The organism is Pseudomonas imperatae (genome assembly GCF_057128625.1).
Map to the genome: position 1 here is coordinate 1 of NZ_JBSKHP010000002.1, position 12,876 is coordinate 12,876.

At 65.8% G+C, this 12,876-nt stretch carries 11 protein-coding genes; 8 read left to right on the forward strand and 3 right to left on the reverse strand.

Going from position 1 to position 12,876, the window contains the following annotated elements; translation table 11 throughout:
• Positions 1-125: 125 nt before the first annotated feature.
• From ACWKWX_RS02600 to ACWKWX_RS02610, 3 genes are all read right to left on the reverse strand, one after another.
• Positions 126-1,730 carry an alkaline phosphatase family protein gene (locus ACWKWX_RS02600; RefSeq protein WP_483826960.1) on the reverse strand — a complete coding sequence of 535 codons (1,605 nt, stop codon included), beginning with the start codon at positions 1,728-1,730 and terminating at the stop codon, positions 126-128.
• A 16-nt stretch (positions 1,731-1,746) separates the two neighbouring features.
• On the reverse strand, positions 1,747-2,796 hold the full coding sequence (locus ACWKWX_RS02605; protein ID WP_483826961.1) for an ABC transporter substrate-binding protein: 1,050 nt from the start codon (positions 2,794-2,796) through the stop codon (positions 1,747-1,749).
• A 194-nt stretch (positions 2,797-2,990) separates the two neighbouring features.
• A complete protein-coding gene (locus ACWKWX_RS02610; protein WP_483826962.1) occupies positions 2,991-3,941 on the reverse strand; it encodes a LysR family transcriptional regulator in 951 nt (316 codons plus the stop codon).
• Between the two features lie 178 nt (positions 3,942-4,119).
• Between ACWKWX_RS02610 and ACWKWX_RS02615 the strand changes: the two genes are divergently transcribed.
• The 8 genes from ACWKWX_RS02615 (at position 4,120) to ACWKWX_RS02650 (ending at position 12,756) form a co-directional block, all read left to right on the forward strand.
• Positions 4,120-6,471, forward strand: coding sequence for a TonB-dependent receptor (locus ACWKWX_RS02615; RefSeq protein WP_483826963.1), 2,352 nt, complete (start codon positions 4,120-4,122; stop codon positions 6,469-6,471).
• Positions 6,472-6,488: 17 nt separating this feature from the next.
• Positions 6,489-7,823 (forward strand): aryl-sulfate sulfotransferase, encoded by a 1,335-nt coding sequence (locus ACWKWX_RS02620; RefSeq protein WP_416421542.1) that lies wholly within the window; start codon positions 6,489-6,491, stop codon positions 7,821-7,823.
• Between the two features lie 227 nt (positions 7,824-8,050).
• Positions 8,051-8,866 (forward strand): energy transducer TonB, encoded by an 816-nt coding sequence (locus ACWKWX_RS02625; RefSeq protein WP_416421541.1) that lies wholly within the window; start codon positions 8,051-8,053, stop codon positions 8,864-8,866.
• 27 nt (positions 8,867-8,893) lie between these two features.
• Positions 8,894-9,619, forward strand: coding sequence for a MotA/TolQ/ExbB proton channel family protein (locus ACWKWX_RS02630; RefSeq protein WP_483826964.1), 726 nt, complete (start codon positions 8,894-8,896; stop codon positions 9,617-9,619).
• A 1-nt stretch (position 9,620) separates the two neighbouring features.
• Complete coding sequence (locus ACWKWX_RS02635; RefSeq protein WP_416421539.1) at positions 9,621-10,022, forward strand: ExbD/TolR family protein; 402 nt, start codon at positions 9,621-9,623, stop codon at positions 10,020-10,022.
• 206 nt (positions 10,023-10,228) lie between these two features.
• Positions 10,229-10,810: an alpha/beta hydrolase gene (locus tag ACWKWX_RS02640; RefSeq protein WP_416421538.1), complete on the forward strand. Its 582-nt coding sequence runs from the start codon at positions 10,229-10,231 to the stop codon at positions 10,808-10,810.
• 54 nt (positions 10,811-10,864) lie between these two features.
• Positions 10,865-11,815: a sigma 54-interacting transcriptional regulator gene (locus ACWKWX_RS02645; RefSeq protein WP_476296347.1), complete on the forward strand. Its 951-nt coding sequence runs from the start codon at positions 10,865-10,867 to the stop codon at positions 11,813-11,815.
• A 158-nt stretch (positions 11,816-11,973) separates the two neighbouring features.
• Entirely contained in the window at positions 11,974-12,756 is a 783-nt protein-coding gene (locus tag ACWKWX_RS02650) for a MetQ/NlpA family ABC transporter substrate-binding protein (RefSeq protein ID WP_416421536.1), read from the forward strand.
• Positions 12,757-12,876 lie beyond the last annotated feature (120 nt).

Here is a 12,876-nt window from a genome sequence, read left to right on the forward strand (position 1 = left end):
GCTCCTACCACGAATAGTGTAGGAGCCGACTTTAGTCGCGATGCAGACGACGCCATTTCAAGACAGTTGCTGCTACGGGATCTGCGTAGCAGCGGCCGCCAGGCCGCGTCCAGGGCCGGCGCGGTCTACCAAACGCCGATAGGCACCAGCTTCTCCTCCTCAGGCTCGCCATAACGGAAGCGCTGCCCACGCACATCAATCTCGCGATTGCTGATGGTGGTGCGGCGCTTCAAGCCGCGCAGCCAGTCAAACAGATACCCCTGATGCTGCTCCCGCACCGCGGCCAAAGCCGGGTCGGTGCCCAGGTCATGCAGTTCCTGCGGGTCATTCAGCAGGTCGAACAGCTGCGGCCGGTGGCCGTCGTAGGCCAGGTACTTGTAGCGTTCGCTGCGCACCATGTACATGCGGCAGCGGTCGATGGCCTGGCCCAGCCGCTCGCGGGCCGGGGCCTGGAAGGCGTAGTCGTATTCGGCCACGGCGAAGTCGCGCCAGGCCGGCTGCTGGCCGTGCAGCAGCGGGATCAGCGAGCGGCCCTCCAGGCGGTGGTCGGCCGCCGGCAGGCCCAGGGCGTCGAGGAAGGTGGGCAGGGCGTCGATGGTCTCGGCCAGGCGCGGGTCCACGGTGCCACGGGTGGCATCGGCGGCGGCACGCGGGTCGCGCACAATCAGCGGCACGCCCACGGCCGGCTCCAGCAGGAATTCCTTTTCGCCCAGGTAGTGGTCGCCCAGGTAGTCGCCATGGTCGCTGGTGAAGACGATCAGGGTGTCATCCCAGCGGCCGTTGGTTTGCAGGAAGTCGAACAGCCGGCCTAGCTGGTCGTCCACCTGCTTGATCAGGCCCATGTAGGTGGGGATCACGTTGAGGCGCACTTCCTCGCGGGAGAAATTGCGGCTTTCCTCGTGCTGGCGGAAGGCGTTGTACACCGGGTGGTCGTTCTCCTGGCCAGGCTGTGGCAGCACGGCGGACACTACCTGGTCCCTGCCATACAACGCGTGGTACGGCGCAGGCGCAATGTAGGGCCAGTGCGGCTTGATGTAGGACAGGTGCAGGCACCAGGGCTGCTCGGCCTGCTCGCTGATGAAGTCGATGGCGCGGTCGGTGGTGTACACCGTTTCCGAGTGCTGCTCGGGCACGCGGGCGGGCAGGTGGGCGTTGCGCATTTTCCAGCCGCTGAGAATCTCGCCGTTGGCGCCCTCGGCGGCGTTGGCCCAGTCGTGCCAGGGGTTGCGGCCAGCGTAGCCGAGCTTGCGCAGGTAATGGGTGTAGGGCGCGCCTTCGCGCTTGCCGTCGAAGATCGGGTCGTCGGGGAACAGGCCGTCGTGGCGCACGTAGGGTTCGAAGCCCACTTCGTTCAACTGCTCGGCCTGGGCGCTGTCGGGCGCCATGGCCAGGCGTTGCTGGGCGTCGGTGTTGGGCGTGGCGTGGGTCTTGCCCACCAGCGCGGTGCGAATGCCGGCCGGGTGCAGGTAATCGCCGATGGTGAATTCGTCCAGCGGCAGCGGCACGCCGTTCCAGGCCACCTGGTGGCTGCTGACGTAGCGGCCGGTGTAGGCCGACATGCGCGACGGCCCGCAGATGGTGCCCTGGGTGTAGGCGCGGCTGAAACGCACGCCGGCGGCGGCCAGGCGGTCGATGTTGGGGGTGTGCAGGTGCGGGTGGCCGTAGCACGACAGGTAGTCGCGGCGCAGTTGGTCGCACATGATGTACAGCACGTTCTTGATCGCGGTCATGGTCGGTACCTGGGTATCAGAGGGCTTTGCCGGTGGCGTCGAAGGCGGGCCACAAGGCGTCGAGATTTTGCTGCTGCACGGCGGCGTCGACGAAACGCGGCTCTACCCAGTCGGTGGCGGTGAACGGGCGGCGGATCAGGCCCAGGGCCTTGGCCTGGTCGACGCTGTCCTGCAGGCTGGCGCGCAGGAAGGCGTCGATGCGTGGCGAGTCGCGGAACTTCAGGTCGTCGCCGGCGCTTTCCTGTTCGAACAGCTGCGCCGGGATGGCGCTCTGCTCAGCCATCAGCTGGTTGTAGGGCGCCTGGTTCTGCGGCTCGGTGAGGTAGGCAGCGTTTTTAACCAGCACGTTGATCAGACGCTGGGTCAGGTCGGGGTGCTGGTCGATGAACGCCTGGGTGGCGACAAGGCCGGCCTGGGTGGTGGCCAGGCGCGGCAGCTGCTTGGTGCTGAGCGGGAACTGCACGCCTTGCTGGCCCAGGGCGAGAATGCCCATGCCCGACCAGGTGGCGTCGATCTGGCCGCTGGCCAAGGCCGCGCGGGCGGCGCTCCAGTCCAGGCTGATGATTTGCAGGTCATGTTCCTTCAGGCCCTGGGCGGCGAGGGCGCGGGCGAACGACAGCTGGTCGGCGGTGCCGCGGTACACGGCCACGCGCTTGCCCTTGAGGTCGGCGAGGCTGTGGATGTCGCTGCCGGCGCGGGTGGCCAGGTACATGTTGTTGCCGCGGGCGCCCAGCAGCAGGCGGGTCCGCAGGCCGCTGGAACGGCCGATGATGGCGGCCAGGTCGCCGAGCCAGGCGAAGTCCAGCTGCTGGTTGGCCAGGGCTTCGTTGACCGCGGGGCCGGCGCCCTTGAAGAAGTGCCACTCCACCTTCACGCCATCGGCGGCGAATTCGTTTTCCAGCTGCTTCTGGATATGCGCCAGGCCCACGGGGCCGGCAATGAACGGCGCGCTGCCGGCGCCCTGGTCAGGCGTGCCGATGCGGATGGTGACGGGGTCGGCCGCCTGGGCGTGGCCCAGCAGGCCGGCCAGGACGATGCCGAGCAGTGGTTTGAAAAACTTTTTCATGGGCCTTCCTGATTGCGCAAGTCACTGAAATAGCGACTATTTCGCGATCGGGAAGGGCCAGTCGGCAAGCGCATTCAATGAATACTTTGTATGCATTGCTTGCATACGATTCGCCTTTGATCCTGTGGGAGCTGGCTTGCCAGCGAGTTGTTGGGGCCAAAAAGCTCGCTGGCAAGCCAGCTCCCACGAAGCACCTACACCGCCAGGTTCTGGATGTCGTAGGTGGTGCCGCCCTCATCGCGCTCATCCACCAGCTTGATCTCCTCGATCATGGCTTCGGCCAGCGGCGACAGCCGGTAGCCCGCGCGGCTGACGATGCCGTAGCGGGTGAACAGCTCCTCGCGCTGCTCATCCAGCCCCTCTATTCGCAGCCGCACCAGTTCGCCGCCGGCGCCACGCATGACATCGCTGTAGCTGCCGCTGATGCCGATGGCGTCCGAGCGCAGCACCACGCTGAGCAGCGCATAGCTGCTTTCGCATTCCACGTTGGGGGCAAAGTCGGGGCGGCCACTGAGGTCGGCCAGCACCTTGCGCAGGTTCGGCGGGCGCAGGGTAGCAGCCAGCGGGTAGCTGAGCAGTTGCTCGGCCGTGACCCATTCCTGCTGCGCCAGCGGGTGCCCGGCGCGGCAGCAGAAATGCCATTTGCGCGGGCGCAGGCGGTGGGTGTGGTAGTCCGGGTCGGCCTCGAACTGGCGGGTGTCGGCGACGAAGAATTCGAACTCCTCGCTGAGCAGGCGCTTGCTCAGGCTGTGCCAGTCATCCACGTGGAAATGCACCCGCGCCCTGGGGTAGCGGCCAATGAAACTGCCGACCGCCGCCGGCACCAGCCAGGAGGCCGGTGCCGGGCCGCAGCCGAAGCGCAGCTCGCCGGCCTCCAGGCCATTGAACTGGCTGATCTCGTTGCTCAGCTGGCGCGCGCCGCTGACCAGCCGCCGGGCATGCTCGAGCACTACCTGGCCCTGCTTGGTGGGCGGCAGGTCCTTGCGCCCGCGGTCCACCAGCTGGCAGCCCACGGAGTGTTCCAGGGCCTGGATGCTCCGGCTGAACGCCGATTGCGACAGGTTCACGGCCACGGCGGCGGCGACGAAGCTGCGGTGTTCGGCGAGCGCGATCAGGTGGCGAAGTTGGCGCAGATCTATATGCATTTTTCACATTAAAAGTATCGGGCAAATGCATTTGCTATGCATCCGGTGCACTCCTTATAAAGGCAATCACTTATGCAGTAAATCTCTAGAAAAACATATGCAAATAACTGAAGGGAATATGCGGAGTGGTCGGCACATCGAATGCCGGCCCCCCGTTCCCTCACCAAGGAGCCGTGCCATGAGTCGTCAGTCACCCCCTGCAGCGCCCACTTCAGCCAGGCGTCTCAAGCGCTTGCCGCTGGCCATGCTGTTGGCCGGCAGCGCCGGTTTTTCCCTGGCCCACGCGGCTGACGACCCCACCCAGGCCAGCGCCGCGGCTGACGATGGCACCCACCTCAAGACCGTGACCGTGACCGCCCGGCGCCGGGAGGAAAGCGCCCAGGACGTGCCCACGCCGATCAGCACCGTGGACGGCAGCACCCTGGAAGCCCAGCACGTGTACCGCATCCAGGATTTGCAGCAGCTGGTGCCCAGCGTCAACGTGGCGTTCATGCACGCGCGCCAGTCCAGCGTGTCGATACGCGGCCTGGGCAACAACCCCGCCAGCGACGGCCTGGAAGGCAGCGTGGGGCTGTACATCGACAACGTCTACCTGGGCCGCCCCGGCATGGCCGTATTCGACCTGATGGACATCGACCAGCTGGCGGTGCTGCGCGGCCCGCAGGGCACGCTGTTCGGCAAGAACACCACGGCGGGGGTGATCAACATCACCACCCGCGCGCCCAGCTTCACCCCCGAGCGCACCATTGAAAGCTCGGTGGGCCAGCACGGTTACGTGCAGACCAAGGGCACTATCTCCGGGCCCATCACCGATGAGCTGGCCGGGCGCCTGTCGGTGTACCGCAGCGACAGCGGCGGCACCATCACCAACGAAGACAACGGCCACAAGCTGGGCGGCGGCGAGCGCGACGGCCTGCGCGGGCAGCTGCTGTTCAAGCCCAACGAAGACTTCAGCCTGCGCGCCATCGTCGACTACAACGAGGAAGACTCCAGTTCCGGCACCCGCACGCTGTTCAACACCGGGCCGACCGTCAACGGCTCCAACCTCTACGAAACCCGCGCGGCGGCGGCGGGCGCCACGCTGGTGGAACCGGGGTCGCGCAAGGTCAACCTCGACAACAGCCAGCACGTGACCGTGCACCAGGGCGGTGGCTCGGTGGAGGCCAACTGGAAGCTGCCGAGCGACTTCACCCTGACGTCGATCAGCTCTTATCGCTTCTGGAACTTCACCCCGCGCAACGACGACGGGCTCAACGTGCCTGCCGCCTACAACGCCGGTGTGTCGGTGGAAGACAAGCAGTGGTCCCAGGAGTTTCGCCTGGCATCGCCCACCGGCGGGGCATTCGACTACGTGCTGGGTGGCTACTACTTCGGCTCGAAGACCGACAACAAGTCGTTCTCCTACTACGGGCCCAAGGCCGATATCTGGAACGGCACCGCGACGGGCGCGCTGGCCAACGTCACCAGCATTGGCCACGGCCACATCGACACCGACAGCTTCGCGCTGTTCGCCCAGGGCACCTGGCACCTCACGCCCAAGCTGGACCTGACCGCCGGCGTGCGCGGCACCTATGAAGAGAAGAGCGCCTGGGTGGAACGCGACGCCCCGGTGGGCGGCGGCGCCGTGACCGGCGCTGCCCTGACCGCGCGCAACGGCCGCGCCGGCGCCTACAACTCCGGCGACCTGAGCCTGTACAGCGCCAGCCCCTCGGGCATGGTCAACTTGAGCTACCACTTCACCGATGACCTGATGGGCTACGCCACCCTGACCCACGGCGAGAAGTCCGGCGGCGTCAACCTGGCCGTCGGCAGCGCGCCCACCGCCGGCGCCGACTCGCTGCTGATTGGCGCCGAACGCGCCAACGACGCCGAGTTGGGGCTCAAGAGCACCCTGTGGGACCGCCGCCTGTTGCTCAACGCCAACCTGTTCTGGACCACGGTCAACGGCTACCAGGCCAACGCCTACGACTCGGCCAACCGCGTCTCCTACCTGACCAACGCCGGCACCGTGCGCTCCCGCGGCCTGGAGCTGGATGGCACGGTGCTGCCGCTCAAGGGGCTGACCCTGAACTTCAACGGCGCCTACAACGACGTGCGGTACATGTCCTACAAGGACGCCCCATGCCCGCCGGAAGTCAGCGAGCAGACCGGTGCGCCGGCCTCGTGCAGCCTGTCCGGGCACCAGGTGGTGGGCGCCTCGAAGTACACGTTCAACACCAACGGCGAATACAAGTGGAACTGGGCCAGCGGCCTGGAAGAGTACGTCACCGGCAGCTATTCGTACCGCTCCCACGCCGTGGGTACCCTGGAAGATTCCGCCTACGCGCAGATCCCCGGCTACAGCCTGGTCAACCTCAGCACCGGTTTTCGCGGCAACCTCGGCCAGGGCCAGTGGGACGTCTCGCTGTGGCTGAAGAACGCCTTCGACAAGACCTATTACACCACCCTGTGGGCCGAGGGTAACGGCGGCTACAGCGGCATCCTTGGCGACCCGCGCACCCTGGGCGTGACCGCCCGCTACGACTTCTGACAACAAAGGACGTGATCATGAAAGCCTTCAAGACAGCGTTGCTGGCCAGTGCGGTGTTCGCCAGCGTGGCCCAGGCCGCACCCAGCGTGTACCCCACCGGGGTGACCCGCTACGACCCGGCCAAGGCCTACAACCAGTACGTGATTTTCGCTGGTGCCGACAAGCAGACCCACCTGATCGACATGGACGGCAACGAGGTGAAAAGCTGGCCGCACAACGGCTTCCCGTCGGCCATCATCGACCCCAGGCTGGTAGGCGGCGAGCGCGGCCACGTGCTGCTGCAACTCAGCGACAAGGCGCCGGGCCCGTTGGGGGCGGCCGGCAACGGCCTGGCCAACCAGAGCGTCGGCGAGCTGGACTGGAGCGGCAAGGTGGTGTGGCAGTGGGGCGACAAGGCCCCCGGTGGCGCCGCCCAGCAACACCATGACCAGCGCCGCCTGGGCAACGGCAACACCCTGGTGCTGGCCAACAAGGTGCACAAGGTGGCCGGCTTCAAGGTGCCGCAGCTGATCGACGACGTGGTGTACGAGGTAGATCCGCAAGGCCAGGTGAAATGGCAATGGCTGGCCAGCGACCACCTTACCGAGTTCGGCTTCACCCCGGCGCAGTTGAAGCTGGTGCGCGCCACCGACAACCCCGACTACCTGCACATCAACAACCTCAGCGTGGTAGGGCCCAACAAGTGGTTCGACGCCGGCGACAAGCGCTTCGCCCCCGACAACCTGCTGCTGGACTCACGCAACTCCAACTTCATCGCCATCATCGACAAGGCCAGCGGCAAGGTGGTGTGGCACCTGGGCCCGAACCTGCCGGCCCTCAACCCCAAGACCGCCCAGCAGGTGCCGCGGCCGCTGGACCAGTTCGTTGGCCAGCATGACGTGCACATCATCCCGGCCGGGCTGCCAGGCGCCGGCAACCTGCTGGTGTTCGACAACCAGGGCACCGCCGGCTACCCCTCGGCGCCCCTGGGCCTGACCCCGGGCTCGCGCGTGCTGGAGATCGACCCCATCAAGCAGCAGGTGGTGTGGCAGTACACCGCCGCCAGCTCGAAACAGCCTTCGTGGGCCTTCTACAGCTCGTTCATCAGCAGCGCCCGGCGCCTGCCCAACGGCAACACGCTGATCGACGAAGGCATGAACGGGCGCTTCTTCCAGGTCACCGACAAGGGCGAGATCGTCTGGGAGTACGTGAGCCCCTACCAGGGCAAGGCACCGGGTAGCGACGCCATCAGCAATTGGGTGTACCGCGCCTTGCCGGTGGCCTACGACTGGGTGCCCGAAGGCACGCCCCACGCCGAGACCGCCGTGCTGGCCCCCGACGCGGCGCTGAAAAACGCCAGCGCCAGCCGCTGAAAGCCATGCCTTGGGGGAATATTTTCAATGCCCCCAAGGCATCGGCTTCCGAGCGCTCTGCTACAGGCCTTGCAGGGCAAGGGCCAGAGCTAAACCAGGGTTCTGCATATTCCATACAGGTCTATGTATAACTTTAAAGATTACTTTCAGAGCTAAGCGTGGGGCGTCGATGATTCGCCTCGCGAGGCCTCCCTCGCACTATCGCTGAAGACCGCAGGAGTACAACAATGGGCAATGTCCAGACCGCAGCCAGTGCACCCCAGGCGCTACGGCGCCAGGCACCGGGCGGCGAGTTGGTCGACCTGGGCCGCGCGCACCGTGCGCCGCTGGCCCAGTCGCGTCTGCACACGACCCCCAAGGGTGTACTGAGCCGGCGTGAAGGGATTGCGCTGGGCGTGTTTGCGCTGGTGCTGCATGGCGCGGTGATGTACTGGCTGAGCCAGGAACCGCTGGCCGCGCTGCCGATCAAGCCGCCAGAAATCCCGCCAATGACCATCGAGTTTTCCCAACCGGCACCGCCGGTGGTTGAAACGCCCCCACCGCCGCCGCCACCGCCCGTGGCGCAGCCGGTAGAGCCGCCGCCACCGGTCGAGGACGAGCTGGCCACCAAGCCGCCGCCCAAGCCCAAACCCAAGCCCAAGCAGGTCGCCAAGCCGCTGCCCAAGCCCGTGCCGAAGCCGGTGGAACAACCGCCAGCGCCGCCACAGCCGGTTGCCGCGCCGACGCCACCGGCACCGCCTGCACCCCCCGCACCGAAACCGGTAACCCCGGCCTCGGCGAACGCCGGTTACCTGCACAACCCGGCGCCCGAATACCCGGCCCTGGCCATGCGCCGCAACTGGGAAGGCACCGTGCTGTTGCGGGTGCATGTGCTGGCCACCGGCAAGCCCGGCGAGATTCAGATCCAGAAAAGCAGTGGTCGCGACCAGCTCGATGACGCCGCGCTTGCCGCCGTCAAACGCTGGAGTTTCGTACCGGCCAAGCAGGGCGATGTCGCCCAGGACGGCTGGGTCAGCGTGCCCATCGACTTCAAGATCCGCTAATTCGCGCTAACACAAGGAATACACATCATGAGTACTTTGGCTTCCCCATTTGCCTCCATCGAAGGCGCGGTAATCTGGCTGTTGATCATCTTCTCCGTCGCCACCTGGGGCCTGTTCCTGGCCAAGGGCGCGCAGTTCGGCCGCCTGAAGAACCAGGACCGCAAGTTCCACAAGCAATTCTGGGCGGCGTCGAGCCTGGATTCGGCCGCCGAACTGACCGTGACCCAGCCGGGCGCCGCCGCCCGCGTCGCCCAGGCCGGCTACGCCGCCATCCAGGTCGGTGAGCCCGGCCATGCCGCGGACCTGAGCCAGGCCATCAACCACCAGGACCGCCTGGAGCGCGCCCTGCGCCAACAGATCGTGCGTGAGCGCCGTTCCCTGGAAACCGGCCTGGCGGTGCTGGCGAGTATCGGTTCCACCTCGCCCTTCATCGGCCTGTTCGGCACCGTGTGGGGCATCATGTCCGCCCTGAAAGGCATCAGCGCCGCCGGTTCCGCCAGCCTGGAAACCGTGGCCGGCCCCATCGGCTCGGCCCTGGTGGCCACCGGCGTGGGTATCGCCGTCGCCGTGCCGGCGGTGCTGGTCTACAACTACTTCCTGCGCCGCCTGAAGCTGACCGTGGCCGACCTCGACGATTTCGCCCACGACTTCTACAGCCTGGCCCAGAAGAGCCAATTCCGCGTGCTGCTGCACCCGGCCCTGACCAAAACCGTCCAGGGCGGTGCTGGCCAGAAAGTGAAGGAGGCGTCCTGATATGGCCTTCTCTACCCAGGACAGTGATGAGGTACTGAGCGAGATCAACGTCACGCCGCTGGTGGACGTGATGCTGGTACTGCTGGTGGTGTTCATCGTTACCGCGCCGCTGCTCACCAACTCGATCCCGATCAACCTGCCCAAGACCGACTCGGTGGCGCCGGTTGAGCAGAAAGACCCGCTGGTGGTGAGCATCGACGGTGGCGGCAAGTTCTTCATCAACAAGGACGAAGTGCAGCCCGACCTGCTGGAGTCGAACCTGGAGGCGGCCAAGGCCAAGAACCCGGACCTGCGCGTGCAGCTGCAGGCCGACGACGGCGTGGGCTACGGCAAGGTGGCGGGGGCCATGGCGTCGATTGAAAAGGCGGGCATCACCAAGCTGTCGGTGATTACCAAGCGGTAACGTTTTTCAGTGGTTTCTTGGGTCGCTCCTCAGGCAGGGGGCGGCCCTTTTTTTTGCGCCCCCGTAGCAGCGGCCATCGGCCGCGTCCCCAATCACCCCACAGTTATATCGTTATAAGTTATTAACAAATAGCTTCTTATTCCTTAACGAATATATGACCCGCCCCTATACTGACCTCAACGCAAACGATGCAGGAGGCGTATGCCATGCGCAACGAGTCGATCCGCTACCTGATTGTGCCGGGCTGGCAAGGTTCCCCCCAGGACCACTGGCAAAGCCACTGGTGCAACAGCCTGCCCAACAGCGCGCGGGTAGAGCAGGCCGACTGGTTGGCGCCGCAACGCCAGGACTGGGTGGCCGCCCTTGAGCAGGCCATCAGCGCCAGCACCGATCCGGTGATCCTGATTGCCCACAGCCTGGGCTGCATCACCGTGGCCCACTGGGCCGCGCAGGCACCGCGGGCGCTGCTGCGCCGGGTGCAGGGCGCCTTGCTGGTGGCGCCGGCCGATGTCGAGCGCCCGGCGTGCTCGCCGGCGCTGCGCAACTTCGCCCCCGTGCCCACCCACTTGCTGCCGTTCCCCAGCCAGGTGGTCAGCTCCGACAACGACCCGGCCGTAAGCGTGCCGCGCGCCATGCAGATGGCCCGCGACTGGGGCGCCGAGGCTGGCATCCTGGCGGGCGCTGGGCACATCAATGTCAAGTCCGGCCACCAGCGCTGGGAGCAGGGTTTCGCCTACCTGTACCGCCTGCAAACCCGCCTGCAGGCCCACGCACTGCGCAGCGCCTGACCGCCATTTATTCGAAAAACGCCCGGGCCTATGCGCCCGGGCGGGAGTATTGCCATGAGTCATCCTGAACATTTCGGCCAGCCGCTGCTGACCTTCCCCGAAGCCGACAAGAGCCCCCTGAGCATCCGCGCCAAGGCGCTGGTGTTCGTCGACCCGCGCTCGCGGCAGCTGCGCCAGGAGCTGGAAAGCCTGGCGCCGCGCAGCCTGCCGGTGCTGATCCATGGCGAGACGGGCACCGGCAAGGAGCTGCTGGCCCGGCATATTCACCGCGCCAGCGACCGCGCCGGGCTGTTCGTGTCGGTGAACTGCGGCGCTATCAGCCCCACCTACGCCGACGCCGAACTGTTCGGCTACAGCGCCGGGGCTTATAGCGGCTCGGCCAGCAGCCGGGCAGGGTGGTTCGGTTCGGCCAACGGCGGCACCCTGTACCTGGACGAGATCGGCGACCTGCCGTTGCCTATTCAATTGAAGCTGCTGGCAGCGCTGGAAAACCACGAAGTCACCCGCGTCGGTGCCCAGCAGCCAAGCCCGGTGGACGTGCGCCTGGTGGCCGCCACCAGCATCGACCTGGCCCAGGCCGTGGCCGCCGGCAAGTTCAACGAGCGGCTGTTCCATTACCTGGGCGAAGGCCGCCTGGTGCTGCCGGCCCTGCGCGAACGTCCGGGGGACATCCTGTCGCTGGCCGAATATTTCGTCGGCATCTACAGCGCGCGCCTGAACCTGCCGGTGCCGTTGATCAGCGAAAGCGCCCAGCTGCTGCTTGAGCGCCACAGCTGGCCGGGCAACACCCGCGAGCTGGAAAACATCATTCATTTCGCCCTGCTGGTCAGCAGCGGCGACGAGATTCTGCCCGAGCACCTGAACCTGCCGCTGGTGGCCGAACCGCTGGCCGACATCGAGCGGCAGATTGCCGCACTGCTCGGCGAGGGCTCTGGCTCGGCACTTCAGGGCCTGAAAGCGTTGCTGGAGCGCAGTGCCTTGCGTGTGGCGCAACAAATTGGCTGAGCCATGCGTGGGGCGCCGACATGGCCAATTGCCTGGAAATGACGAAAAAGGCATAAGCAGTGAAATAAAAGATATTGTCTTGGTATAAAAAATATCGGTATTGTCCGCCCCAAGCCGGCCAAATACGCAGCTGGCACCTTATTGATCAAGGACATTGCATGAAAAAGGCTCTGCTGTTCACTGCCCTGGCCGCCGCCCTGACCATGGGTGTTGCCAACGCCAACGAGAAGCTGGTGGTCGCTGCTACCCCGGTCCCGCACGCTGAAATCCTGGAGCTGGTGAAACCGGTCCTGGCTAAAGAAGGCGTGGACCTGGAAATCAAGGTCTTCACCGACTACGTACAGCCCAACGTGCAGGTTGACCAGAAGCGCCTGGACGCCAACTACTTCCAGACCCTGCCGTACCTGAAGAACTTCAACGACGGCAAGGGCACCCACCTGGTGACCGTGGTCGGCGTGCACGTGGAACCCTTCGGCGGCTACTCGAAGAAGATCAAGTCGCTGTCCGAGCTGAAAGACGGCGCTACCGTTGCCATTCCGAACGAAGGCAGCAACAGCGGCCGCGCACTGATCCTGCTGCAGAAAGCCGGCCTGATCACCCTGAAAGATCCGAAGAACGCCCTGGCCACCCCGAAAGACATCGCCGAGAACCCCAAGCACCTGAAGTTCAAGGAGCTGGAATCGGCCATGCTGCCACGCGCCCTGGACCAGGTTGACCTGGACATGATCAACACCAACTACGCGCTGGACGCCGGCCTGAACCCGGCCAAGGACGCCCTGGTGATCGAAGGCGCCGACTCGCCGTACGTGAACTACCTGGTTGCCCGCCCGGACAACAAGGACAGCGACGCCATCAAGAAACTGGCCGCTGCCCTGACCAGCCCGGAAGTGAAGGAATTCATCGCCAAGAAATACAACGGCGCGGTACTGCCGGCGTTCTGATCGCCAGCTGAGCTGCACTGCAAAAACGCCGACGGCTTACACAGCGTCGGCGTTTTTTATTGCCTGCGCCGTCACGCGGCGCCTGGGACGCGGCCTGCGGCCGCTGCTACGGGGATTATT

Excerpts from the sequence above, each read along its gene's own strand:
- ACWKWX_RS02605 (WP_483826961.1), bottom strand. The coding sequence starts at position 2,796 with ATGAAAAAGTTTTTCAAACCACTGCTCGGCATCGTCCTGGCCGGCCTG.
- ACWKWX_RS02630 (WP_483826964.1), top strand. The coding sequence starts at position 8,894 with ATGAGTACTTTGGCTTCCCCATTTGCCTCCATCGAAGGCGCGGTAATC.
- ACWKWX_RS02625 (WP_416421541.1), top strand. The coding sequence starts at position 8,051 with ATGGGCAATGTCCAGACCGCAGCCAGTGCACCCCAGGCGCTACGGCGC.
- ACWKWX_RS02600 (WP_483826960.1), bottom strand. The coding sequence starts at position 1,730 with ATGACCGCGATCAAGAACGTGCTGTACATCATGTGCGACCAACTGCGC.
- ACWKWX_RS02645 (WP_476296347.1), top strand. The coding sequence starts at position 10,865 with ATGAGTCATCCTGAACATTTCGGCCAGCCGCTGCTGACCTTCCCCGAA.
- ACWKWX_RS02620 (WP_416421542.1), top strand. The coding sequence starts at position 6,489 with ATGAAAGCCTTCAAGACAGCGTTGCTGGCCAGTGCGGTGTTCGCCAGC.
- ACWKWX_RS02640 (WP_416421538.1), top strand. The coding sequence starts at position 10,229 with ATGCGCAACGAGTCGATCCGCTACCTGATTGTGCCGGGCTGGCAAGGT.
- ACWKWX_RS02635 (WP_416421539.1), top strand. The coding sequence starts at position 9,621 with ATGGCCTTCTCTACCCAGGACAGTGATGAGGTACTGAGCGAGATCAAC.
- ACWKWX_RS02610 (WP_483826962.1), bottom strand. The coding sequence starts at position 3,941 with ATGCATATAGATCTGCGCCAACTTCGCCACCTGATCGCGCTCGCCGAA.
- ACWKWX_RS02615 (WP_483826963.1), top strand. The coding sequence starts at position 4,120 with ATGAGTCGTCAGTCACCCCCTGCAGCGCCCACTTCAGCCAGGCGTCTC.
- ACWKWX_RS02650 (WP_416421536.1), top strand. The coding sequence starts at position 11,974 with ATGAAAAAGGCTCTGCTGTTCACTGCCCTGGCCGCCGCCCTGACCATG.